23 protein-coding genes are annotated in these 22,822 nt (G+C 60.7%); 17 read left to right on the top strand and 6 right to left on the bottom strand.

Annotation, left to right across the window (positions count from 1 at the left end; all coding sequences use genetic code 11):
- Positions 1-20 precede the first annotated feature (20 nt).
- Positions 21-1,094 (top strand): N-acetyl-gamma-glutamyl-phosphate reductase, encoded by a 1,074-nt coding sequence (gene argC, locus FZX13_RS03210; protein WP_226397766.1) that lies wholly within the window; start codon positions 21-23, stop codon positions 1,092-1,094.
- Here the strand turns inward: argC and purN are convergent.
- Positions 1,085-1,645, bottom strand: coding sequence for a phosphoribosylglycinamide formyltransferase (gene purN / locus FZX13_RS03205; RefSeq protein ID WP_370629797.1), 561 nt, complete (start codon positions 1,643-1,645; stop codon positions 1,085-1,087). The two genes, argC and purN, sit on opposite strands and share 10 nt — an antisense overlap.
- Before the next feature lie 72 nt (positions 1,646-1,717).
- Between purN and FZX13_RS03200 the strand changes: the two genes are divergently transcribed.
- The 4 genes from FZX13_RS03200 to FZX13_RS03185 are packed head-to-tail and all read left to right on the top strand — an operon-like array spanning position 1,718 to position 4,951.
- Positions 1,718-2,068, top strand: a complete 351-nt coding sequence (locus FZX13_RS03200; protein WP_226407235.1) for a DUF1257 domain-containing protein — start codon at positions 1,718-1,720, stop codon at positions 2,066-2,068.
- A 1-nt stretch (position 2,069) separates the two neighbouring features.
- The gene (locus tag FZX13_RS03195) at positions 2,070-3,767 is read left to right on the top strand and encodes a PDZ domain-containing protein (RefSeq protein ID WP_226407233.1); all 1,698 of its coding nucleotides are present in this window, start codon (positions 2,070-2,072) and stop codon (positions 3,765-3,767) included.
- A complete protein-coding gene (locus FZX13_RS03190; protein ID WP_115022073.1) occupies positions 3,749-4,675 on the top strand; it encodes an N-acetylmuramoyl-L-alanine amidase in 927 nt (308 codons plus the stop codon). The genes FZX13_RS03195 and FZX13_RS03190 overlap by 19 nt, the downstream gene beginning before the upstream one ends.
- A gap of 36 nt (positions 4,676-4,711) precedes the next feature.
- On the top strand, positions 4,712-4,951 hold the full coding sequence (locus FZX13_RS03185; protein WP_226407231.1) for a TIGR03643 family protein: 240 nt from the start codon (positions 4,712-4,714) through the stop codon (positions 4,949-4,951).
- Between the two features lie 477 nt (positions 4,952-5,428).
- On the opposite strand, the gene FZX13_RS03180 is transcribed toward FZX13_RS03185, so the two are convergent.
- Positions 5,429-6,199 (bottom strand): helicase DnaB, encoded by a 771-nt coding sequence (locus tag FZX13_RS03180; protein WP_226407230.1) that lies wholly within the window; start codon positions 6,197-6,199, stop codon positions 5,429-5,431.
- Between the two features lie 115 nt (positions 6,200-6,314).
- Between FZX13_RS03180 and FZX13_RS03175 the strand changes: the two genes are divergently transcribed.
- Positions 6,315-7,913, top strand: a complete 1,599-nt coding sequence (locus tag FZX13_RS03175) for a glucose-6-phosphate isomerase (protein ID WP_226407228.1) — start codon at positions 6,315-6,317, stop codon at positions 7,911-7,913.
- A 12-nt stretch (positions 7,914-7,925) separates the two neighbouring features.
- On the opposite strand, the gene leuS is transcribed toward FZX13_RS03175, so the two are convergent.
- Together leuS and FZX13_RS03165 are read right to left on the bottom strand one after the other, a co-directional pair.
- Positions 7,926-10,535 (bottom strand): leucine--tRNA ligase, encoded by a 2,610-nt coding sequence (gene leuS, locus FZX13_RS03170; protein WP_226407226.1) that lies wholly within the window; start codon positions 10,533-10,535, stop codon positions 7,926-7,928.
- 46 nt (positions 10,536-10,581) lie between these two features.
- Complete coding sequence (locus FZX13_RS03165; protein WP_115022083.1) at positions 10,582-10,803, bottom strand: hypothetical protein; 222 nt, start codon at positions 10,801-10,803, stop codon at positions 10,582-10,584.
- Positions 10,804-10,830: 27 nt separating this feature from the next.
- On the opposite strand from FZX13_RS03165, the gene dapF reads away from it, so the two are divergent.
- From dapF to dacB, 5 genes are all read left to right on the top strand, one after another.
- Positions 10,831-11,913, top strand: a complete 1,083-nt coding sequence (gene dapF, locus FZX13_RS03160) for a diaminopimelate epimerase (protein ID WP_226407204.1) — start codon at positions 10,831-10,833, stop codon at positions 11,911-11,913.
- Entirely contained in the window at positions 11,900-13,072 is a 1,173-nt protein-coding gene (locus tag FZX13_RS03155) for an aminotransferase class V-fold PLP-dependent enzyme (RefSeq protein ID WP_226407202.1), read from the top strand. The genes dapF and FZX13_RS03155 overlap by 14 nt, the downstream gene beginning before the upstream one ends.
- A 12-nt stretch (positions 13,073-13,084) precedes the next feature.
- Positions 13,085-13,801: a DUF1995 family protein gene (locus FZX13_RS03150; RefSeq protein ID WP_226407200.1), complete on the top strand. Its 717-nt coding sequence runs from the start codon at positions 13,085-13,087 to the stop codon at positions 13,799-13,801.
- 62 nt (positions 13,802-13,863) lie between these two features.
- Complete coding sequence (locus tag FZX13_RS03145; protein ID WP_115023048.1) at positions 13,864-14,370, top strand: DUF4330 domain-containing protein; 507 nt, start codon at positions 13,864-13,866, stop codon at positions 14,368-14,370.
- Positions 14,370-15,674: a D-alanyl-D-alanine carboxypeptidase/D-alanyl-D-alanine-endopeptidase gene (gene dacB / locus FZX13_RS03140; RefSeq protein WP_226407198.1), complete on the top strand. Its 1,305-nt coding sequence runs from the start codon at positions 14,370-14,372 to the stop codon at positions 15,672-15,674. Before FZX13_RS03145 ends, dacB begins: the two co-directional genes overlap by 1 nt.
- Here dacB and FZX13_RS03135 read toward each other — a convergent pair.
- Both FZX13_RS03135 and coaD read right to left on the bottom strand, forming a co-directional pair.
- Complete coding sequence (locus FZX13_RS03135; RefSeq protein ID WP_115023051.1) at positions 15,619-16,725, bottom strand: hypothetical protein; 1,107 nt, start codon at positions 16,723-16,725, stop codon at positions 15,619-15,621. The genes dacB and FZX13_RS03135 overlap by 56 nt on opposite strands.
- Position 16,726: 1 nt before the next feature.
- Positions 16,727-17,218 (bottom strand): pantetheine-phosphate adenylyltransferase, encoded by a 492-nt coding sequence (gene coaD, locus FZX13_RS03130; RefSeq protein ID WP_226407196.1) that lies wholly within the window; start codon positions 17,216-17,218, stop codon positions 16,727-16,729.
- Positions 17,219-17,287: 69 nt separating this feature from the next.
- On the opposite strand from coaD, the gene FZX13_RS03125 reads away from it, so the two are divergent.
- The 6 genes from FZX13_RS03125 to FZX13_RS03100 are packed head-to-tail and all read left to right on the top strand — an operon-like array spanning position 17,288 to position 22,802.
- The gene (locus FZX13_RS03125; RefSeq protein ID WP_226397767.1) at positions 17,288-17,770 is read left to right on the top strand and encodes a flavin reductase family protein; all 483 of its coding nucleotides are present in this window, start codon (positions 17,288-17,290) and stop codon (positions 17,768-17,770) included.
- 9 nt (positions 17,771-17,779) lie between these two features.
- Positions 17,780-19,771, top strand: a complete 1,992-nt coding sequence (gene uvrC, locus FZX13_RS03120; RefSeq protein ID WP_226407194.1) for an excinuclease ABC subunit UvrC — start codon at positions 17,780-17,782, stop codon at positions 19,769-19,771.
- A complete protein-coding gene (locus FZX13_RS03115) occupies positions 19,768-20,055 on the top strand; it encodes a hypothetical protein (RefSeq protein WP_115023056.1) in 288 nt (95 codons plus the stop codon). Before uvrC ends, FZX13_RS03115 begins: the two co-directional genes overlap by 4 nt.
- A gap of 2 nt (positions 20,056-20,057) precedes the next feature.
- Positions 20,058-21,545 carry a cryptochrome/photolyase family protein gene (locus FZX13_RS03110; protein ID WP_226407192.1) on the top strand — a complete coding sequence of 496 codons (1,488 nt, stop codon included), beginning with the start codon at positions 20,058-20,060 and terminating at the stop codon, positions 21,543-21,545.
- Between the two features lie 35 nt (positions 21,546-21,580).
- A complete protein-coding gene (gene hemJ / locus FZX13_RS03105) occupies positions 21,581-22,153 on the top strand; it encodes a protoporphyrinogen oxidase HemJ (protein WP_115023060.1) in 573 nt (190 codons plus the stop codon).
- Between the two features lies 1 nt (position 22,154).
- A complete protein-coding gene (locus FZX13_RS03100) occupies positions 22,155-22,802 on the top strand; it encodes a PHP domain-containing protein (RefSeq protein WP_226407190.1) in 648 nt (215 codons plus the stop codon).
- The last annotated feature ends 20 nt before the right edge of the window (positions 22,803-22,822 follow it).

The following is a 22,822-nucleotide window of genomic DNA, read 5'->3' as shown; positions in this document are numbered from 1 at the left end:
AAGCGTCGGCGGTTGAAGCGATGGCAACGTTGAAGGGCGGACGGGTTGCTGTCATTGGCGCCTCCGGCTATGGCGGCCTTCAGACCATCCGCCTGCTGCAGGGACACCCGGGTCTTTCCGTCAGTTTTCTCGGCGGTGAACGCAGTGCCGGCCAACGCTGGAGTTCTGTTTGTGCCTTCCTGCCCCTGCCGGATGACCCGATGGTGGAATCGGCAGACCCCGACCGGATTGCGGCCTGCTCCGACTTCGCCGTTCTGAGTCTTCCCAACGGCCTGGCATGCCAATTGGCGCCACAACTGTTGGAGCGTGGTGTGCGGGTTGTGGATCTTTCCGCCGACTTCCGCTACCGCTCCCTCGACCAGTGGCTTCAGGTGTATGCCAAGGAGGCCGGGTCTCTCAATCGAAAGGATGCCGAGCTCTGCAGCAATGCTGTCTATGGCCTGCCTGAATGGAACGGCCCTGCGATCGCCGAGGCGAAGTTGGTGGCGGCTCCCGGATGTTTCCCCACCGCGAGTTTGCTGCCCCTGCTCCCTTTTCTCAAGCAAGGTCTGATTGAGACGAACGGCATCGTGATTGATGCCAAGACCGGCACCTCCGGTGGTGGACGGGTGCCAAAGGAAGCGATGTTGCTGGCGGAAGCCTCGGAATCCATTGCGCCCTACGGCGTGATCGGTCATCGCCACACCTCAGAGATCGAACAGATGGCGACGGAGGTGGCTGGGCAGGAGGTGCGTCTTCAGTTCACGCCGCACCTCGTGCCGATGGTTCGAGGTCTGCTTTCAACGGTGTATGCCCGACTGCGCGACCCCGGCCTCACCGCTGAGGATTGCACCACCGTTCTGGACGCCATCTACAGGCACCATCCCTGCGTTGAGGTGCTCCCAGTGGGCACCTACCCCGCTACCAAATGGGCGCGGCACACGAATCGCGCCCTGCTGTCAGTTCAGGTGGACACCCGCACGGGCCAGCTGGTGTTGATGAGTGCGATCGACAACCTGATCAAGGGCCAGGCGGGGCAGGGCGTGCAATGCCTGAACCTCATGGCCGGCCTCGCGCCTGAGACGGGTCTGCCTCTGCAGTCGTTCTATCCCTGACGCCAGGTTGGCTTCAGGCCAGCAAGGGCAGCCGGCAAGAGCAGGTGTTCCTGTTCTTGGATCCGTTTGGCAAGCGTGGCGTGGTCATCACCATCGAGAACGGGGACGGCGGCCTGGGCCAAGATCGGGCCGGCATCCAGCTCCTCGGTGACGATGTGAACCGTGCAGCCGGTGAGCTTCACTCCGGCTTCTAAGGCCTGACCCACCGCGTCCATGCCGCGGAAGCTGGGCAGCAGCGATGGGTGGATGTTGATCAAGCGCTCTGAAAATCCGCTGATTAAGACATCGGTGACGATCCGCATCCAACCCGCCATCACCACCAGCTCCACCTGGTCGGCGCGGAACAGGTGCACCAGTTCGGCGTCCAGCTCGCGTCGGTTCTTGAGCAGACGATGGTCGAGCACCGACACAGGAATCCCGAGACGTTCGGCGCGTTGCTGAGCTCCACAGCCTGGATTGTTAACCACGAGCCGTTGAATTCGTGCATTGAGTTTCCCCGCCTGGATTGCTTGGGCCAAGGCTTCGAAGTTGCTGCCGTTGCCGGATGCCATCACCCCCAGCTGCAAGGGGGCCTGGTCAGCTCGAATGTTGTGGCTAGGGTCAGTCAAAGCGGGGTCCGGTCCATGTCCCATCTCTCCATCCTGCCGACTGTCTTTACCGATCTCGAGCGACTTGTGCGGGCCCTGCGTGATGAGGGCTTCAGTGTTGAGCGAACGACCGAATTGCAGGGTTTTGCTGACGATTCCCACACCGTTGATGTGCTTGCTGTTCATGGCGATGCCATGCCCCTCGGCTGGACCCAGCGGGAGGACGGCACGATCGTGATGCATGGCGACATTCAACGGATCAGCCGCCAGCCGGGGCTTGAACAGCGGTTGCAGCGGGTGACGCGTCGCTATGCCCTGCTTCATGCCATGGACCAGGTGCGTTTCGGTGCGATGGGATCGGCCGACCTGATCGTGCAGTCCCTCTGACGTGCCAGATCCGGTTCAGATCAGGCTCGATCTGAGCCATCCCGAAACGCAGACCATCGGTGTGTCCATCCAATGGACACCCCAGACGAGGCGCCAGACCTTTCAGCTGCCGGTGTGGACCCCGGGGTCCTACACGGTGCGCGATCACGCTCAGCACCTCCACAGCCTGGAGCTGCTCGCCAACAGCGAAGAGCTCGCGGTGCGTCGTTTGGCGCCCCACCAGTGGCTCTGTGATCTTCCTGATCTGAGCCCGCTCACGCTCAACTATCAGCTTGAAGCAAGGGATCTGACCGTCCGTACTGGGTTGCTGGACCCTGATTTTGCCTCGCTCTGCCTCGCCGCTGTGGCGATGGATATCGATGGCTTCCGCTGGTCGCCCCACCGCGTTGCGGTGAAGGCTCCGGAGCACTGGAGTGTGCATCTGCCGCTTGAAACCAGTCCTGAGGGGTGGATCGCTGCGGATTTCGATGCCCTCGTCGACAGCCCGCTCCATGCCGGTCCCTTTCAGGCGGAACCCTTCACGGTGCAGGCCTGCAGCCATGAGTTGCTGTTGATCGGCACTCCGCCCAAGGGTTGGCCGCCGAACTTCCTCAGCGACATCGAGCGCGTTTGCAGCGCAACCTGTCGATTGATGGGAACTCCTCCTCCGGCTGGGGATCGCTATCAGTTGGTTCTGCAACTGCTCGACCAGGGCTATGGCGGCCTCGAGCACGATCACAGTGCCGTGTTGCAGTTCAGTTGGTCAGCCTTGGCCAAGCCCAAGGGCTACCGGCAGCTGTTGCAGTTGATCGGCCACGAATACCTGCACCAATGGAACGTGCGCCGGCTGCGGCCTGTTGAGCTGCGTCCCTACGACTACGGACAGTCGGTGATCACTGAGGGCCTTTGGTTTGCCGAGGGGATCACCAGCTACTACGACCTGAGCCTGCCCCTGCTGGCGGGGCTTTCGGATCGACCGACCCTGCTCAAGGATCTGGGGGAGGAGCTCTCCAGCGTGTTGATGTCACCTGGTTGCTCCGTTCAATCGCTGGCAGCCAGTGCTCGTGAGGCTTGGATCAAGCTGTACAAGGCCACGCCAGCGTCGCGGGATACCCAGATCAGCTACTACCGATTGGGTGCCGCGGTGGCCTTCTGCCTGGATGTGCGCCTACGGCAGCGTGGTCAATCCATGGCGGCCATCCTGCGGGAACTGTGGTTGAGGCTTGGCCGTCAGGCTCGCGGTTACAGCCGCCACGACATCAAAGCCGCCTTGGCCCAATGGGATGCCGACCTGGCGGCCGATCTGGATCAATGGCTGGATCAACCTGAGGCTCTTCCCTTGATCGATTGCGTGGAGGCTCTTGGGCTGCGGATGGATCCTGTTCCGCTCAAGCATCCCGACCATGGACTCACGCTCAAGGATGGAGATGGTGCCGCCTTAATTCAGCGGGTGCGGCGCCAGAGTCCCGGCCAACGGGCTGGGCTTGTGGTGGGCGATGAGTTGCTTGCGATCAATGGCTATCGGGTGCGTCGCGGCAGCGATCTCCCGTCTCTGTTGGAGCAGCAGGACTGCGTGAGCGTCACCTACGCGCGACGCAGTCTCTTGAAGGAGACCCAGTTGTTTCCTGACAAAGGTGTGGACCATTGGTCGTTGGATTGGGATCCTGGGTGCACAACGGAACAACGGCAATTGCGGGATCGATGGTTCGAGATCGTTTAAGTCGTTATTGGAGCGGTCTTCGGAGTCGCGTTCAGGAGCATCGGGGTCTCTCGATTACTGCAGCAGCAGCAGGGTCGTTGGCGCTGGGCCTGGTGGGCTGGGTGTTGGTGGATCAAGGTGGGCTGTCCCATGCAGGGGTTCGCCCGTCCCTGATGGAGCTGCTCGACCAGGTGGGGAGGGAACGCGGTCGCCAATTGGAAGAGAACCCCTCCTCCTCGGTGCCTTTACCGCCGAAGTCGCGCTCGTGGCGCTCTCCATTGGCTCGCCAATGCTCTGATGTCGATACCGCGCTGCGGTCCCGTCTGAACCAGCTCGATGCCCGGTCAAGCTCCTGGCGTGCATTCGTGAAGATCGATCCCACCAATTTCGGTGAGCGCTACGACCAAGACGCGTTCGGTCGTCGGATTGATGCCACTCCCAGGGTGGTGGTGCTGCACGAGACGGTGTATTCACTCGGTTCCGCCTTGAACACCTTCATGACTCCCCACCCGCGGGATGAAGATCAGGTGAGCTACCACACGCTTGTGGGGCAGGACGGGCGTGTTCTGGATCTGGTGGACCCGTTAAGTCGCGCCTATGGCGCCGGTTTTTCAGCTTTTCTGGGTGAGTGGGCGATCACCAATAAGAAGCTCAAGGGCTCTGTGAACAACTTCGCGTTGCACCTAAGCCTGGAAACACCGCCGTCGGGGGCGAACGCCAATGGCACCCATGCCGGCTATACGACCCAGCAATACGACGCGTTGGCTTTGGTGTTGTCGGGTTGGATCCGTTCTTTCAATCTCCCTCCAGCGGCGATCACGACCCATCGCCATGTGGATCTGGGCGGAGAACGGGGTGATCCACGCAGCTTCGATTGGTCGAAACTTCAGGTGCGGCTGGCGGCTCTTGGCGACCTCTGCGTGACCTGAAGCGTCGTTAGCGTCTTGCTTGCTGTTAGCGCCTCGTTGACAACACTCCCCAGTGACGATCTGGATCGGATCATTGAAATGGCCTGGGAAGACCGCACCCCCTTCGAGGCAATTGAATTTCAGTTCGGGCTCTCCGAGCAGCATGTGATTGCTGTGATGCGGCAGCACTTGAAATCGTCGTCGTTCAAGCTCTGGCGCAAGCGGGTGAGCGGCCGCAAAACCAAGCATGCCGCCACCAGCCGCTCAGAGCGTTTTCGGGCGAGTTGTCACAAGTAATCAGCACTGCCTCATTTCACCGCAAGACGCCTCGCAGGATCCCCTCAACAAGGTCAGCCGGAATGACGCCTGGCGAGAAGTTTGAACCTGAGTTACGGAGGTTCGGGCCTGAGAACAGCGCTGTAGCCACCGGCTGCATCACTCCCGTAAGAGGGACCCGGTCAGCTCTGGATTGGGGAGGAGTTGTAAAGGCCCTCACGCAGCCATAGAAATCCCTGGCTTCTTTGCACTGGTCAGCTACCTCGGGGGCTACCTGAGCGATTGCTGCTGTTGGGAGAAGCAAGCCAAAAGCAAGTGGTAAGAACAGTTTTTTCATCGATCTGCCGTACTGGATCGATGAAAAAACAGAAACGGGGCTTTCACATCCCCCAAATGGGTGATGGTTGTCGCATCGTTTTCTCCCCTTACTTAGGGATTGGCGGACTCAGGGATTGGATTGGGGCTCATCTACAGCCCAGTTCTTCCCGTGAATGGCCTCTAAACCGTGATGTCGGGGTTGGGTTGGCGGCCGCCGTAAATCAACCCGTGCAGCTCAGGATCTTGCATGTAGCCCAGCACCCGAGCGGGGTAATCCAGCTTTCCGTTGTGGAGATAGGTGAGGGTGGCGATCGCCTTGGCATCCAGATACGAGCGACTTGCTTGCAGCATCAAGCTCTCCGGCAGGCCAAGGGCCAGCTTCAGCCGTTGGAACTTCGCCGCCAAGAAAGTGATGTTCATCTCGGGATCCAGCAGCTGTTTGCGGGCCCAGGTGATTTCCTCCTGCGTCGGGTTCGCAGGCAATCGCTTTTGATGAATGAGTTCCGACACGCTGATCTGGGCCGGTCCATGGGTCTTCACCAGACCGGAATGGGCGATGAAGGGGAGGCTCTCACCCGGTTTGGAATGTTGGATCTCGTCGAACAGCACAGCTGTGATCAGCATCGGGTTGATCCGATGCGCTGCCGATTCGCGCAGGATCACTGGCTTCAGCTCGCGCAGGCGATCCAGGGTTTGTGACCGCAGCGGTTTGAGCTGATCGACGCTGTTTGTGAACAGCTGGGCAAGCTGTGTCTGGGGGCCATGCACACCGAAGCGCCGTTGCAGCAGCTTCAGTTCTTCCGGTGAAAAGTCTGTTGGCTCGAGTCTGTCCTCGACAACCACAGGCACCTGATTCTCGCGATCAGTGACAGGTTGTGCCCACTGTCCGATCAAGCAAAAGCTTGCTGCTGTCGCCAGAAGCGCAGTCGTTAATCGCAGTGGCTCAGCCATGGGGGCTGGAAAACCGGTCAGTGGAAGGTGACATGAAACTAACTGGGGTGTCCTTTTGCGTGGGCATCCCGTCAGATCCTGGATACGTTCAGCAAGACTGCATCGCCCGCCCGGCATGAGCTTCCCGGATTTCAGCGCTTCCGACGCTCAGATTCAATGGCAGCGTTTCTGTGATCTCAACTGGTACCACGATGATCTTGGGGTCTGGTTGGACATCAGCCGGATGCACGTCAACGCCGCAGACCTGCAGCAGTTGCAGCCGCGGATGGACAAGGCCTTCACCGCGATGCAGGAGTTGGAAGCCGGAGCGATCGCCAATCCGGATGAACAGCGTCAGGTGGGTCACTACTGGCTGCGCACTCCCGAACTTGCTCCAAGCTCAGAGCTGCAGCAGCACATCTCCAGGGAAATCGAGTTGATCGCCGCCTTCGGGCGCGATGTGATCAACGGAACAATCAAGGCGCCCAACGGTGAAGCCTTCACCGATGTGCTCTGGATCGGCATTGGCGGCAGCGGTCTGGGTCCGGCATTGATGATTCGGGCTCTGCAGAACCCGGGTCAGGGACTTCCCTTCCATTTCTTCGACAACGTTGACCCCAATGGGATGAGCAACGTCCTGGCGGGTCTTGACGGTCGCTTGGATCGCACGCTGGTGGTGTCTGTGAGTAAGTCGGGAGGGACCCCCGAACCGCATATCGGCTTGGAACAGGCCCGCCATCGGCTTGAAGCGGCTGGAGGCCAGTGGGCTGGTCAGGCTGTCGCTGTGACGATGCTGAACAGCAAGTTGGATCAGCAAGCTCAGTCCGAGGCTTGGCTCAAACGATTCGACATGTTCGATTGGGTCGGTGGCCGCACCAGCATCACCAGTGCCGTTGGCCTGCTGCCTGGGGCCCTGATCGGTTGCGACATCCGCGACTTTCTCGCTGGAGCCTCTCAGATGGATGCCGCCACCCGCGAGGCGGATCTGCGTCGGAATCCGGCTGCCTTGATGGCGGCCTCCTGGTTTGTCGCAGGCGGCGGTCGGGGTCAGCGCGACATGGTCGTTCTGCCTTATCGCGATCGACTGGAGGTGTTCAGCCGTTACCTCCAGCAGTTGGTGATGGAATCCTTGGGCAAGCGCCTTGATCGCAACGGTGAGGTGGTGCACCAAGGCATTGCTGTTTACGGCAACAAGGGCTCCACCGATCAGCACGCCTACGTGCAACAACTTCGTGATGGTGTCGACAACTTCTTCGCCACCTTCATCGAGGTTCTGGAGGATGTCAGCGACATCCCCGTGATTGGTGGCGAATGCCCCGGCGACTTCCTTGACGGATTCCTACAGGGCACCCGCTCAGCCCTCACTGAGGGTGGGCGCCAGAGCATGACGATCAGCATGCGCTGTTTTGATGCCCGGCGCCTTGGTTCCTTAATTGCCTTGTTCGAGCGTGCCGTTGGCCTGTACGGCGAACTCGTCAACATCAATGCTTACCACCAACCTGGCGTTGAGGCAGGCAAAAAAGCAGCGGCGGCGATTCTCGACCTGCAAGGCCGTGTGGAAGCGATCTTGGCCGACGGTGTGGCCCGTTCCGCCGACGAGATCCGCCTGGTCCTCGGGGATGGCACCGATGAATCCATTTTCTGGATCCTGCGTCATCTCACCAGCAACAAGCGGGGTTTCAATGCTCAGGGGGACTGGGGCAAACCAGCTTCCATGCGGTTCAGCAAGAGCTGATTGCGCCTGGTATCAGGGCACCAGGTTCACCAGTTTCCCGGGAACCACAATCACCCGCCGGGGTGCGGCGCCCTCCAACCATTTTTCGGCAACTTCACTGGCTAGGGCGAGCCGTTCTAACTCTTGCTTGTCGGCAGAAGCGGGAACCTGAATCTTGCCCCGCACCTTGCCCTTCACCTGGATCACGAGTTCAACACTGTCTTGAATAAGAGCCGACGGATCGAGGTCTGGCCAGGTTTGGCGATGAACACTTCCGATTCCACCGAGGCGGCTCCAGAACTCTTCTGCTAGGTGCGGTGCAAAGGGGGCTAAGAGGCGAACCAGGCCGGAGAGGGCCTCCTGCAACACAGGATCACTCAGGGCGTCGACGCCTGTTGCGCTGATGGCATTGGAGAGCTTCATCAGCTCGGAGATCGCTGTATTCAGCTGAATCTCATCGCTGAGATCTTCGCTGACGGCTTCGATGGCGAGATGCAGGGCACGACGCACGGCGCTGTCGGCTTCATGAAGCGAATCCGGCCGTTGCATCGGCTCCATGGAATCGATGCGTGCGGCACCCGCCTCAACAAGCCTCCACAGCCGTTGCAGGAAACGGAACTGACCTTCCACATCGGCGTCATCCCACTCCAGATCTTTCTCCGGAGGAGCCTTGAACAGGATGAACATGCGGGCCGTATCAGCGCCGTAGCGGTCAATCACCGCAGCTGGGTCGACGCCGTTGTACTTCGACTTCGACATTTTCTCGAACAACACCTCCAGCTTGTCGTTGGTGTTGGGATCACGGGGATCCTCTGGATCCGCCACATCCGCCGGAGCGATGTATTTGCCGGTTGTCGCATTTCTGTAGGTGATGCCCTGCACCATGCCCTGGGTGAGGAGGCGTTCAAAGGGCTCATTGATGTCAATCAGGCCGCGATCCTTGAGCGCCTTGGTGAAGAAGCGTGCATAGAGCAGATGCAGGATGGCGTGCTCGATACCGCCCACGTACTGCTTCACCGGCAACCAGCGGTTCACCGCCTCCTTGGTGAAGGGTTTTTCGGTGTTGTGGGGATCCGCAAAACGGAGGAAATACCAGGAGGAACACATGAACGTGTCCATGGTGTCGGTCTCGCGCTTGGCGGGCTTGCCACAGTTGGGGCAGGGCACGTTGACCCAATCGCTCTGCTGACTCAGGGGCGAGCCACCCTTCCCAGAAAGATCAATGCCCCGGGGCAGTTCCACCGGCAGGTCTTCTTTGGGGACAGCTACAGCGCCGCAGTCATCGCAGTGAATAACAGGAATCGGGCAGCCCCAGTAGCGCTGACGGGAGATCAGCCAGTCGCGTAATCGATAGGTGACCTTGCTGCTGGCCCATCCCTGCGTGGCGCCATGGCTGGTGATGGAGGTCTTGGCCTCGGTTGAGGTGATGCCATCGAACTCCCCGGAATGGATCAGTGTTCCGGCATCAGTCCAAGCCTGCCCAGCGGCGATCGCCTCCGCAGCCCCCTCGGCATCGATCACTTGCTGAATCGGCAGATCATTCGATTGGGCAAAGGCGATGTCACGTTGGTCGTGGGCCGGCACGCCCATGACGGCCCCGGTGCCGTATTCGGCGAGCACGTAGTCGGCGATCCAGACCGGAATAACAGCTCCCGTCAGGGGGTTGACGACGTGACTGCCGATGGGCACACCCCGCTTGGGTCGCTCATCGCTGGTGCGTTCGATCGTGCTGAGCCGCGCCACCTCCTTTTTGAAGGCTTCGACCGTCGCCTTCTGCTCAGCGCTTGTCAGGTCGTCGACTTGCTCGTTTTCCGGAGCCAGCACCACGTAGCTCGCCCCGGCGAGGGTGTCGGGCCGGGTGGTGAACACGGTGATCGTCTGGTCCTGGGCCCCTTCAACGCAGAAGGTGATTTCCGCGCCTTCGGAGCGGCCAATCCAGTTGGCCTGCATGGTGCGTACCCGTTCCGGCCAGCCCTGGAGCGCGTCAAGGTCGTTCAGAAGCGATTCGGCGTAGTCGGTGATGCGTAGGAACCATTGGTTCAGCTGGCGTTGTTCCACCAGGGCCCCGGAGCGCCAGGAGCGGCCGTCGCCATCCACCTGCTCATTGGCCAGAACGGTCTGATCGACGGGGTCCCAGTTGACGGTCGCATTTTTGCGATAGGCCAGGCCCCCTTCGAGCAGCTCAAGAAACAGCCATTGGGTCCAGCGGTAGTAGTCGCTGTGGCAGGTCGCCTGTTCGCGGCTCCAGTCAATCGATAAGCCAAGACGATCCAGTTGCGCCCGCATCTGATCAATGTTGCGGTCGGTCCAGTCCCCAGGATCGACATTCCTCTCGATCGCGGCATTTTCCGCGGGGAGTCCGAAGGCATCCCAGCCCATGGGATGCAGTACAGAGTGTCCGCGCATGCGCTGAACACGGGCGATCACATCGGTGATGACGTAATTGCGCACATGGCCCATGTGCAAGCTTCCCGATGGGTAGGGGAACATCGACAGGGCAAAGAAGCCAGGTTTGTCACTGTTCTCGTCGGTGGCATCCACCCCATCGGTTTTCCAGCTGTCCTGCCAGCGCTGTTCCAGCGCTACGGGGTCGTAACGATCGTTCTGCGGACTGGCGTCGACGGCAGGGTTGGCAGCGTTCACGGAACCAGCGCTCGGCAAGGTTGCGATCGTGCCACATGCCTGGTGTTCAGCCGAGGGAGCGGATCACAGTGATCTGGCGTCGATTGATCAGCACGGGCCGGCTGGCTGCCATGCGTTCAATGGCCAGAAATTCAGGGTCCTGCCAGATCAGACGCCCCTCGATGGGCTCCTGACCAACCAGCCCGATGCTGAGTGGCAGCTGTTCACGAATCCAGCTTTGCAGCAGCCGAACCCCCGGAAGACTTGGATCAAGTGGAGCTGTCTCCATAGGATTCAGGGGCGATACCGGCCACGCATGCTGCAGTTCAGCAAATATCAGGGACTTGGCAACGACTTCCTGATTGTGGAGGGCCGGCAGGGACAACTGCCCGATGCCATCAGTGATCCCGATCCCGCCTGGGTGCGCCATATCTGCGATCGGCGTTTCGGTGTTGGCGCGGATGGCTTGATCCTGGCGCTTCCACCTCAGGCCGAGGGTGAACTGCGCATGCGGATCATCAATGCCGATGGAAGTGAGGCCGAGATGTGCGGCAACGGCATTCGTTGCCTGGCGCGTTATCTGGCCGATACCGATGGAGATGCGCCAGGACGAAGTTGGGACATCGAAACCCTCGCGGGAATGATTCGCCCTGAACTCATGGCGGACCGCCAGTTGCGGGTGGATATGGGGCCTCCGTTCCTTATGCCGGAAGGCATCCCCACAACACTGATGCCGGAGGACGGTCTGCCCCAGGGGGTGCTGATGTTGGAGGACGATCAACTGAGAGTGGCTGCTGTTGGTATGGGCAACCCTCACGTGGTGGTTCCCGTTGAGGATCTCGCCAGCATTCCCTTTGACGCCTGGGGAGCTGCGCTGGAGGTGCATCCAGCGTTCCCGGCCAAAACCAATGTTCATTTCCTTCAGGTTCACAGCCGTGAGCGTCTGGAGATCCGGGTATGGGAGCGGGGTGCAGGTCCGACCCTTGCCTGCGGCACTGGAGCCTGCGCCACCCTCGTGGCGGCGGTGTTGTTGGGCCTCGCCGATGACTGTGCCGAGGTTTTACTTCCCGGCGGTCCGCTGATGATCGAATGGCGCGATCGAAGCGGTTCGGTGCTGATGACTGGACCGGCGGAGGCAGTGTTTGATGGTGTACTGACGCCAGAGTTGGTCCCTGGTCCGTCTGCCGTGGCTCCCCAGGTCAGTCCCGTTAACCAGGTCAGCACCAATCCCTCACCCGCCAACGAGGTGACGCCTGCAGCGAGTCCAGAGGACGAAGCGGCCGCCCTGGAGCAGGTGCAGAACTTTCTGAACTCCACCTCTCTCGATTCGATGCTCAATCTCGCCAGTGAGTCACTGGAGCAACGCACCAAGGCGCGGTTCGAGCGTGACACGCCCTGAGCTGTATCTCGATGCTGCCGCCACGACACCGCCGCTGCCGGAGGTGATCGCAGTCATGCAGCAGCTCCAGCAAACGGCCTGGGCGAACCCCAGCAGTCTTCATGGAGCAGGGCTGGCAGCTGCCGAGGCCCTCGAACGGGCCCGCTGGCGTATGGCTGAGCGTTTTGGTGTCGGCGCGGATCAGTTGATCGTCACCTCGGGGGCGACTGAATCCGTCCATCTCGCCCTTCTCGGCATTGCCGCGGGTCTTGATCCAGGCCGTGTGGTGATCTCTGCAGTAGAGCATCCAGCGGTGATCGCTGCGGCTTACCAACTCGAGGCCCAGGGGTGGAGCGTTGCTGAATGGCCTGTCGATGGGCATGGGGTGGTGCGACTGGACCAACTCGATCAGCTGTTGTCTGCTCCGACGCGGTTGGTGTCCCTGACCGCTGCCCAGGGTGAGGTGGGTGCGCTTCAACCTCTGATCAATGTTGCCCAGGCCTGCCGCGAGCGCGGCATCTTGATCCACAGCGATGCCACCCAACTCGTACCGCAGGGCTGTTTCCCGTTCGAGCGGCTCGGGGTCGACTTGCTGACCCTCTCCGCCCACAAGTTCCGTGGTCCCCGCGGCGTGGGCCTGCTGATTCGCGCCCCAGGTGTTGCCCTCTCACCGCTCCAGGGCGGTGGTGGACAGGAGCATGGCCTGCGCTCCGGTACTGAACCCGTCGCTCTTGTCAGCGGTATGGCAGAAGCTCTGAAGGCGCTTCCAAGCTTTGACCCCGTTACGCATCCCGTTCCCCCTGGCAGCGCAGTGAAGATCCGCCGCCAACGCGATCAACTGCTTGAGCGCCTACTGGAGCTTCCCCAGCTCCGGCTTTGCGGCCCCCCGCTGTCAGGCCGTCTGCCCCACCACATCGCGCTGCTGGTGAAGTCGACCGATGGCATGCCTCTGCCGGGTCGCGACCTCGTGCGGCGGCTTGCAACGGCGGGAGTGGCCTGCAGCAGTGGCAGCGCCTGCAGCAGTGGAAGCAGCTCAGACAGTGCCGTTCTCACGGCCATGGGGATACCCGAGCCTGAACGGCAGTCAGGGCTGCGCCTGACCCTTGGCCCATGGCTCTCTGATCAGGACCTCGACGCCGTTCCAGGCTGTTTTGAATCCGTATTGAGGGCTTTTCCCTGACATGCTTTGGCGATGACTCAATCCGACGCCCCCTGTCTCGACCTCCCCGCGGATCTGCTCGCAGCCGAGGCGGCCATGTTGCAAGCCGCTCTGGCAGCGGTGGGTTCTGGCGACGGCCAACGCTGGGCAGCAAGCCTCCGGTTTGAGGGGTTGCGACTGCTGCCGGTGGCGGTGCGTCTGGCCCGTGCACTCATCGCTACCGGTCAGCAGCTGGTGATGGTCTGGCCCGACGCCGGCGCTGCAGCCCTGGCGCGGCGTGATGCGGAGGATCTCAAAGACGTGATTCTCGACTTCAATCAGCTGAAACGCTCGGACAGCACAACTCCCGATACGCGCCTGCTCCTCGCGGTGAATCCTTCGCCCGCTGATTACGAGGAGTTCCAGGCCTTGTGCGAAAACCATGCCGGAGTGATCCTGATGCTGAATGGACGTCTTGAAGACGCCGCTGTCGGGATCGGCAGCGTGGCCCGGGAGCGCCGCAAGGGTTTCGTGGCCAGTTGGCAACAGGCCTATTGGCTCCAGCCGTTGGATGGAGGAGCGTTGATGCGCTGCTTCCCCGATGACTGGCGTCTCTATCGTCAGGATCCCGATGGGTACCGGCAATTGGAGGTGCTTCCCGAACGCCCGGACCCTGACACCACCGCAGCTCTGCTGGCTGGGGAAGATCCTGACAGCATCAAGCAACAGCTCTCCGGCGTTGATCGCTTCCTTGATGGTCTTCGCAATTGAGATGCGGTTGGCTTGATCCAGGATCAGACACTCTTTAAGGTTCGTGCCCAAGCTCCCCTTCGATGGTGCTCAACAGGCTGCGATCTTTTTCTCCCATCGATGCAGTGGCAGCTGTTGTCGCCCTGGCAGCTCTGGGTGGAGTGATCTGGTCCCCCAAGCTCTCCAATGCAGTCGCGAAAGCGACTGGTGCCGTGAAGCCTGTGCAGGTCAGCGTGGATGTGCGTCATCTGTACAGCGCCAATCCTGAGCAACTGCTGAATTCAGCCCGGGAGGAAGCGGCGCTCAACATCGTGATACGGAACCAACCAGCCGGCCGTGTGACTTTGGTTTCGGTGGATGACCTCACCAATTCCCTGACGGCAGTTCAGCCCGATGGTTCGGTGGTTGTTGCTGATGCCCCCAGCACCGCCCTCCCCCGACACGCTCGTTTTGTGATGGAGGCCAATGCGGAGATCAAACCTTCAGGTGTTGTGATCGGCGGGACCAAGCTCAAGGTGGGTGTCCCCGTTGAGCTTGAAGGACGTCTCTACCGCTTAAACGGTGTCGTCAGTGGAGTGACGCCTCTGTGATGCGCTCTGCTCTATTCACGTTGCTTTTGCTGGCGCCCCAGTTGCCTCTGAGGGCAGCAACTCCGTTGCTGGCACCACCACCGGTGGTTCAACGCCAAGGCCAGGCGCTGCTCTCCGGTGGAGCGCTTTGTCCCGCATTGCAGTCGGCCCTGGAAACCGCTGTAGGTCCAGAAAAGCGGGTGTGGAGCGTCAGCGTTGTGGATCAACGCGGCCAGTTGCTGGCTGATCTGAACGGGGGGGTTCCCCGTGTTCCAGCCTCCAATCAAAAACTGGTCAGCACGGCCTTTGCTCTGGATCGCCTCGGTCCCGACTTCAGGCTGAAAACGCAGTTGTTGCGTCATGCCGATGGGACGCTTGAAATTGTTGGGGAAGGGGATCCCGACCTCAGCATTGCGGAGATCCAGAAGTTCGCCATGGTGGCGCTCGGCCAGGGCGGCTCTCGCATCCCGACCAGCCTTTCAACAGTGCCTGTGCAGTTGATGGTGCGAGAGGAACCGCGGCAGCGCTGGTGGCCCGCCGACTGGGACCCGGCGGATCGCTCCTATGCCTATGGCGCTCCGATCACCCGCCTCGCTCTCACCAGCAATGCACTGCATATGGCGGTGATGGATCCAGCGGCACGGTTGCAGCGGATTCTGAATTCCACCATCCGTCAGCAGGGGGGGCAGATCCGTCTTCAGATGGTTGACCAGCAGACCCGAGAAGCGGTAACTGCGCGGAGTGATGAAGCGAGTGTGGTGCTGCACAGCGAGGATTCAGCGCCGATGCATGCTCTGCTCAGCCTTGCCAACACGGAGAGCCATAACTTCACCGCCGAGGTACTGATGCGCGAAGCCGCAGATGCTTGGGACGTGAATCGTGCGGCCCTGGCTACCACCCGTTGGATGCAGGCGCAGGGACTTCCCATGACGGGTCTGCGGGTGAGGGACGGAAGTGGACTCTCCAGGGGCAACCGTCTCACCAGTCGTTCCCTCTCCGTTCTGCTGTGGCGCATGGCGCAACATCCCCTGGGGGCCTACTACCAGGCGTCGATGGCGATCGCCGGGCAGAGGGGAACCCTGCGCAACTACTTCCGGGGTACGTCGCTCCAAGGGCGTTTTTGGGGCAAAACAGGAACCCTGACCGGTGTTCGCTCGATTTCGGGAATTCTTGAAACCGCTGATGGGCCCCGATACGTGAGCATGATCTCCAACGGGGCCTATGCACCCAACAGCGTGATGGGTCAAATCCTTCTGGCAAGCCAGCGGGTCAGCCGTTGCCCCTCATGGAACGCAGGCGGGACGCCGCACGGTGTGCGCGACTAATCGGCACGGTCTTGGAGTCCTCTCCACCGTTGGCCGCAGGGGTGGCTGAACGGATGGTTTGAATCTTGGATAGCTCCTGCCGCCCGGCCATGACCACCTGGGCCATTTCTTTCAAACGCACTTCCAGCTCGCCCAGCGTCTGTTCCGCGTAACGGTTAGCGCCATCCTGAACACCGGCAGCCTCCTGACGGCTGCGCTGGATCAGCGATTCACACTGCTGCTGGGTCTGCTGACGGAACTGAAGCGCATCGTTGTGGATCCGCTCGGCTTCGTCGCGGCCTTCCTTCTGAAGGCGAAGGGCTTCACGGCGGATGGTTTCCAGGTCCTGCAGTGCTTGTTGGCGGGTGTTCTCGTGTTGCTCAAGGTGTTGACGCTTGAGCTCGGCAATTTCTTTCTCCATCGACTGAAGCTGAAGCTGGGCCTGCTGGCGGTTCGCTTCATGCTGATCAGCGTGTTGCCGCTTGAGCTCAACAGCGTTTTTTTCAATCTGCTGGATTTGTTTCTGGGCCTGTTGGCGGCTCGCTTCGTGTTGTTCGGCGTGCTGACGCTTCAGTTCAATCGCCTCTTGATCCAGCTGCTGGCGACGCTCCAGGGCCTCCTGCTCCAGCTGCTGACGCCGGGCAGAGAACTGTTGCTCCATCTGTGCCAGCTTGCTTTGCATCTCCTGTTCGAGCTTGGCGCCCTGCTGACGCGTCGTTTGAAGCAGTTGTTCACACTGCTGGCGGGTCTGATCACGCATCTCATTCACCTGCCGCTCCGCTTCCTGGCGGATGGCGGCATTGTTCACCAGCTGTTCGCGCTGGCGCTGGGCCTGATCAACGATCTCCTCTGCGCTCTTGCGGGCGGTGTTAATGAACTCGTCGCGCCGATCAATCAGCTTGGCGGCACGCTCAAGATCTGTTGGCAGTCCTTCCCGTACGGCATCGAGAAGCTCCACGGCATCTGTTTCATTGACCAGACGTCCGCCGGTGAAAGGGAGTCGACTGCCTTCCAGAACAACTTCCTCCAACTGGTCGAGTTGATCGAGAACGGTGAACCGGACGTCGTTCATCTCAGCTGGTTGGGAAAGCCGAATTAAAGAGCCTGTTGAGGTCCTTCGCCACCTCTGGCGGCACCATGTGGTCGATGGATCCGCCAAAGCGGGCCACTTCCTTCACCACGGAGCTGCTGAGGAAGCTGTGTCGAGCAGTCGTGGCCATGAACACGGTCTCCAGATCCTCCGCTAACGACCGGTTGGTGTGGGCGATCTGTAGCTCATATTCGAAGTCACTCATCGCTCGTAGGCCCCGCAGGATTAAGTCGGCGCGATGGGTGACAGCGCAGTTCACCGTGAGGCCATCGAAACTGATCACCTCAACGCCAGACAAATGGCGCGTCGATGTGCGGATCTGTTCGATTCGTTCTTCGATCGTGAAGGCAGGTCGCTTGCTCGGATTGCTGAGCACGGCAACGACCACTTCGCCAAAGAGACTTACCGCCCGCTCAATCAGGTCCATATGACCGTTGGTGAGGGGGTCGAAACTGCCTGGGTAGAGCGCCCGCATCGGGAATCAGCGATGGGCGGATCCTATGCAGCGGATTGCTGTTTAGATTTCGTCCATCGCACCCGTGCCATGAGCCTCGACGCTGACGCCAAGAAGGTCTTGCTCCGCAAGATCCCGCATGGACTCTTCATCTGCGGCGTTCGCAACGGCGATGAGGTCAATGGTTTCACCGCCAGCTGGGTGACCCAGGGATCCTTCGAACCACCTCTGGTGGTGATGGGCGTTCGAGCCGACAGCAGCAGTCACGCCATCATCGAAGCCACCGGCAAGTTCTCCCTGAATGTGCTGCGGGCCGACCAAAAAGATCTGGCTGCCGTTTTCTTCAAGCCCCAAAAGGCGCTTGGTGGTCGTTTTGAGGCCGCACCTTTTGAAGAGGGAGAGCTCGGCTTGCCTCTCCTCACCGATGCCGTCGGTGGTGTGGAGTGCGAACTCGTTGGGGCGATCAAGCACGGTGACCACACGGTCTTTGTTGGAGAAGTGAAAACAGCGCGTCTGATCGCTGATGGTGATGCGCTGAATCTGGCCAGCACCGGCTGGAATTACGGCGGCTGAGCTGACGAGGTGGATCCAGCTCCAGCTCCCGGTTCACCGCTGCTGACGCAGCCTGAACGTCTTGAACACCGCCTGAAGGAGATTCCCGCTGAACCGGGTTGCTATCTGATGCGGGACGGCGACGACCGGATCCTCTACGTCGGTAAGTCGAAGTCCTTGCGCAGTCGTGTGCGCAGTTATTTCCGCAGTCGGCACGATCTGTCGCCACGGATCCGCCTGATGACGCGCCAGGTCTGCGAGATCGAGTTCATCGTGACCGACAGCGAGGCGGAAGCCCTCGTTCTTGAATCCAACCTGATCAAGAACCATCAGCCGCACTTCAACGTGCTGCTCAAGGACGACAAGAAATACCCCTACCTCTGCATCACCTGGAGTGAGGCCTATCCAAGGATTTTCATCACCCGTCGCCGTCGTTTCCGCAGTCCCCTGGATCGCTTCTATGGGCCCTATGTCGATGTTGGGCTGTTGCGTCGCACGCTGTTCCTGGTGAAACGCGTCTTCCCGCTGCGGCAGCGGCCACGACCGATGTATCCCGACCGCACCTGCCTCAACTACAACATCGGCCGTTGTCCTGGGGTTTGTCAGGAAAAAATCAGCTCCGAGGACTACCACCGCACCATTCGCAAGGTGGCGATGGTGTTTCAGGGCCGCAGCGATGAGTTGCAGCAGCTGCTTCAGGAGCAGATGGGGCGTTACGCCGAGCGGATGGATTACGAATCGGCAGCCCGCGTGCGTGATCAACTTCAGGGTCTGGATCAGCTCACCGCAGACCAAAAGATGAGCCTGCCGGACTCTTCCGTGAGCCGTGATGTTCTTGCCCTTGCGTTTGATGAGCGGCTGGCGGCCGTCCAGCTGTTTCAGATGCGGGCCGGGAAGCTGGTGGGACGTCTCGGCTACACCGCCGATGCGTCTGGTTTGGAGCCTGGCCTGATCCTGCAGCGCGTGATTGAAGAGCACTACAGCCAGGTGGATTCCGTTGAGGTTCCGCCCGAGCTTTTGGTTCAACACGCTTTGCCGCAGCAGACGCTGATGGAGGACTGGTTGACGGAACAACGGGAGCGTCGGGTGCAGATCCACTGCCCGCAGCGCCAGCAAAAGGCCGACCTGATCGAACTGGTTCAGCGCAATGCTGAGTTTGAGTTGCTTCGCGCCAAGCAGGGGCAGGAGAAGCAGTCTTTGGCGACGGAGGATCTGGCGCAGCTGCTGGAGTTACCGACCCCGCCGCGGCGGATTGAGGGGTATGACATCAGCCACATCCAGGGCAGCGATGCCGTGGCCTCGCAGGTGGTGTTCATTGATGGACTGCCTGCCAAGCAGCACTACCGCAAATACAAAATCCGCAGCAGCAGCATCCGAGCTGGCCACAGCGACGACTTCATGGCGATGGCGGAAATCATGCGTCGCCGTTTTCGACGTTGGGCTCGGGCGAAAGCTGAGGGGGTGGATGTGGGGGCGCTGCGACACAAAGGCGGCAGTGCGCTGCAAACCGACGGCCTTAACGACTGGCCCGATGTGGTGATGATCGATGGGGGCAAGGGCCAGCTTTCCGCTGTGATGGAGGCCCTGCGCGAACTGGATCTACATGAGGATCTGAACGTCTGCTCGCTCGCCAAACAGCGCGAAGAGGTTTTTCTCCCGGGTGAAAGCCAACCGCTGGAGAGTGAACCGGACCAGCTCGGTGTTGTGCTTCTGCGCCGGTTGCGGGACGAAGCTCACCGTTTTGCCGTCACCTTCCATCGCCAGCAGCGGGGAGAACGGATGAAGCGGTCTCGCCTGTCTGACATCCCAGGGGTTGGGCCGAAGCGGGTGAAGGATCTTCTGGCCCATTTCCATTCGATCGATGCCATCCAGTTGGCGTCGATCGAGACCCTCTCCAAAGCACCTGGGGTGGGCCCCGCGCTGGCCCGCGATATCCATGACTTCTTCCACCCTTCAGAGGACGGGGACGACGGTGTTGACGGGGCTGCTTTAGAAGAACAGCCTCAGGAACTCTCCGCATGATCCGTCATCTCTGCATGGCCCTGGCAGGAGTGCTTCTATTCGCCACCCCGGTCTGGGCGTCTCCCGGCCTCTGCACAGGGCCTGTGTGTGCCGACGGCATCACCCGCAGTGCCAAGAATCATTGGCAGTTGGTGCTGCGTCTCAACGACCAGCAGGGCCATCACGAAAAGGTGGTGATGAATTGCCGGGCCGGCCAGCTGAGCCCCATGTCCGGTCCTGTGGACCGGGCCTATGCCACCGCCCTGGGTCGTCGTGCCTGCCGTCTTGCGGGTGAGGACAGCTGACGGTGGACCTCAGCCTCGTTTTTCCCCATCAGCTGTTTGAGCACCACCCTGCGATTCGTCCAGGACGGCCCGTTGCCCTGATCGAGGATCCGCTCTTCTTTGGTTCCGACCCCACCTGGCCCATGCAGGTGCATCGGCAGCGTCTTCTCCTTCATCGAGCATCGATGACGGCCTACGCCGAGATGCTTCAAGCCAAGGGCCTCACCGTTCTGCGCATTGTGCAGGGGCAGGTGGGTGACACCGCTGAGATCCTGGCTGATCTAGTGGCCCAGGGATACCGCTCTTTTTATCTGGCGGATCCGGTGGACGACGTCCTCTCGAAACGGATCTCAGCCTTTGCATCGCGGCATCAATGCGGCTTAGAGATCGTCCCCACACCGATGCTGCTCACCCCAGCTGCGGTGATCGATGAACACTTCGCTGCTGGCAAGAAGCCCTTGATGGGTCGCTTCTACGAGATGCAGCGCAAGCGACTGGATCTGTTGATCGAACCTGAGGGTGGCCCCGTTGGCGGGCGCTGGAGTTTTGATGCCGATAACCGCAAGAAGCTGCCCAAAGGCATCGTTGTTCCTGATCCACCAGTGGAGCGCTCGATAGCAGCCGTTGACCAAGCGCGGCAGCAGCTGATCGAGGAGGGTGTGGCTGGTATCGGCAGCTGGGATTCGTTTCATTACCCCGTGACCCATTCCGATGCTGCCCGCTGGCTGGATGGGTTTCTCGACCAACGGTTGCGAGAGTTCGGGGCCTATGAAGATGCGATCAGCACCCAGCACCGGGTGATGTGGCACAGCGTGCTCACACCGATGCTGAACATCGGGCTGCTCACGCCACAACAGGTGCTGGATCGCACGCTGGAGCGAGCTGCGAGCGGCGATGTTCCCTTGAATTCACTTGAAGGATTTCTGCGTCAGATCGTCGGCTGGCGGGAGTTCATGGCCGCGATGTACCGGCGCCATGGGGTGGAGATGCGAAAGGGCAATTTCTGGGGTTTCGAAGACCGACCGATTCCCTCTGCCTTCTACACCGCATCAACGGGCCTGCCCCCGATTGATGACGCCATCCGTCATGCGCTCGAGACCGGCTACTGCCACCACATCGAACGCTTGATGCTCCTGGGCAACGTGATGCTCCTCTGTGGATTCCATCCAACCCGGATCTACACCTGGTTCATGGAGCTTTTTGTCGATGCCTACGACTGGGTGATGGTGCCCAACGTTTATGGAATGAGTCAGTTCGCCGATGGTGGGCTGTTCACGACCAAGCCCTATCTGTCGGGTTCGAATTACGTGCGCAAGATGTCGGACTACCGCAAGGGGGAGTGGTGCGACACCTGGGATGGATTGTTCTGGACCTTCATCCACCGCCATCAGGACTTCTTCCGTCGCCAATACCGGCTGGCGATGATGGCCCGAAACCTGGATCGCATGGGCCCTGATGCTCTCTTGGCCCATCAGCGCCGGGCCAGCGATTTTCTTGACGGGCTCACCTGAACCCTGCGTAAGGTCGCTTCAGATCGGCTGTGTTGATGACGTTCTCGCCCGAGGCCTACCTCTGGTTCAAGACCCTGCACATCGTTGGGGTTGTGGTGTGGTTTGCGGGCCTCTTTTACCTGGTGCGCCTGTTCATCTACCACGTCGAAACCGAGGAGCTGGCGCCGGAACTGCAACAGCCGTTCCGGGATCAGTACACCTTGATGGAGAAACGTCTCGCCAACATCATCACCACGCCCGGCATGGCTGTGGCTGTCTCGATGGCCATCGGCCTGCTGTTGGCTCAACCGTCTTGGCTTCAGCAGGGCTGGATGCACGCCAAACTTGCTTTTGTGGCAGCCCTGCTGGCCTATCACGTGTTTTGTTATCGGCTTATGGGCCAACTGCACGCGGGCACCTGCGCCTGGTCGGGCAAGCAGCTTCGGGCTCTGAATGAGCTGCCCACCCTGCTGCTGGTGATCGTGGTGATGCTGGTGGTGTTCAAGACGCAATTCCCCACAAGCGCGGCGACCTGGTTCATCGTTGCCCTGGTGGTGTTCATGGCCGCGTCGATCCAGTTCTATGCCCGCTGGCGGCGTCTGCGGGCTGAAGCCTCTGCCAAAGCCTGAGATGACCCACCCCCTCAAGGCCGTCCTCGAGCAGGTGGGACCGTCGAGCTGCCCCACCACGCACAACTTTCACTGCCACACCATCTGCAGTGACGGAAGCCTCGAACCTCTCGAGCTCATCCAACAGGCCACCGAGCTGGGGCTCCAGCACCTGGCTGTGACGGATCACCACAGCTCCCAGGCCCACAGGGAGATCCGTGCCTGGTTAGATCAGCAACGCGGCGCCGGTGCTGTTTGTCCCATGGTCTGGAGCGGGATGGAAATCAGTGCTTTGCTGAAGGGATGCCTTGTGCATGTGCTGGCCCTCGGCTTTGAGCTGCACCACCCAGCACTTCAGCCTTACAACCGCGGTGATGCCGTCGTTGGAGAACCGTTGCGTGCCGAGGCGGTGGTCAAGGCCATTCATGCCGCCGGCGGATTGGCGATCCTTGCTCATCCCGCCCGGTATCGCCTTGACCATGACGTTCTGATCAACGAGGCGGCTCGGCTGGGTTTCGATGGGGGTGAGGCCTGGTACGACTACGACATGCAAACGACCTGGTCTGCCAGCCCGTTGATCTGCGACTCCATCGATCGTCAGCTCGGCAACCTTGGCCTTTTGCGTACGTGTGGCACTGATACCCATGGAATTGACCTTCGTGGCCGCTAAGTTCGGACCATCTCAGTTCC

Source organism: Synechococcus sp. MU1625 (genome assembly GCF_020514205.1).
Classification (GTDB): domain Bacteria; phylum Cyanobacteriota; class Cyanobacteriia; order PCC-6307; family Cyanobiaceae; genus Parasynechococcus.
Note: the sequence above shows the minus strand (reverse complement) of the source record. Positions and strands in the feature narration are given on the sequence as shown.

Bases quoted from the DNA above. Each gene is read 5' to 3' on its own strand.
- purN (WP_370629797.1), bottom strand. From the start codon at position 1,645: ATGGCATCCGGCAACGGCAGCAACTTCGAAGCCTTGGCCCAAGCAATC.
- FZX13_RS03175 (WP_226407228.1), top strand. From the start codon at position 6,315: ATGAGCTTCCCGGATTTCAGCGCTTCCGACGCTCAGATTCAATGGCAG.
- FZX13_RS03135 (WP_115023051.1), bottom strand. From the start codon at position 16,725: ATGAACGACGTCCGGTTCACCGTTCTCGATCAACTCGACCAGTTGGAG.
- coaD (WP_226407196.1), bottom strand. From the start codon at position 17,218: ATGCGGGCGCTCTACCCAGGCAGTTTCGACCCCCTCACCAACGGTCAT.
- FZX13_RS03100 (WP_226407190.1), top strand. From the start codon at position 22,155: ATGACCCACCCCCTCAAGGCCGTCCTCGAGCAGGTGGGACCGTCGAGC.
- argC (WP_226397766.1), top strand. From the start codon at position 21: ATGGCAACGTTGAAGGGCGGACGGGTTGCTGTCATTGGCGCCTCCGGC.
- hemJ (WP_115023060.1), top strand. From the start codon at position 21,581: ATGACGTTCTCGCCCGAGGCCTACCTCTGGTTCAAGACCCTGCACATC.
- FZX13_RS03200 (WP_226407235.1), top strand. From the start codon at position 1,718: ATGTCCCATCTCTCCATCCTGCCGACTGTCTTTACCGATCTCGAGCGA.
- FZX13_RS03145 (WP_115023048.1), top strand. From the start codon at position 13,864: ATGGTGCTCAACAGGCTGCGATCTTTTTCTCCCATCGATGCAGTGGCA.
- FZX13_RS03165 (WP_115022083.1), bottom strand. From the start codon at position 10,803: ATGGAGACAGCTCCACTTGATCCAAGTCTTCCGGGGGTTCGGCTGCTG.
- dacB (WP_226407198.1), top strand. From the start codon at position 14,370: ATGCGCTCTGCTCTATTCACGTTGCTTTTGCTGGCGCCCCAGTTGCCT.
- FZX13_RS03125 (WP_226397767.1), top strand. From the start codon at position 17,288: ATGAGCCTCGACGCTGACGCCAAGAAGGTCTTGCTCCGCAAGATCCCG.
- FZX13_RS03150 (WP_226407200.1), top strand. From the start codon at position 13,085: ATGACTCAATCCGACGCCCCCTGTCTCGACCTCCCCGCGGATCTGCTC.
- FZX13_RS03115 (WP_115023056.1), top strand. From the start codon at position 19,768: ATGATCCGTCATCTCTGCATGGCCCTGGCAGGAGTGCTTCTATTCGCC.
- dapF (WP_226407204.1), top strand. From the start codon at position 10,831: ATGCTGCAGTTCAGCAAATATCAGGGACTTGGCAACGACTTCCTGATT.
- FZX13_RS03180 (WP_226407230.1), bottom strand. From the start codon at position 6,199: ATGGCTGAGCCACTGCGATTAACGACTGCGCTTCTGGCGACAGCAGCA.
- FZX13_RS03190 (WP_115022073.1), top strand. From the start codon at position 3,749: ATGGTTCGAGATCGTTTAAGTCGTTATTGGAGCGGTCTTCGGAGTCGC.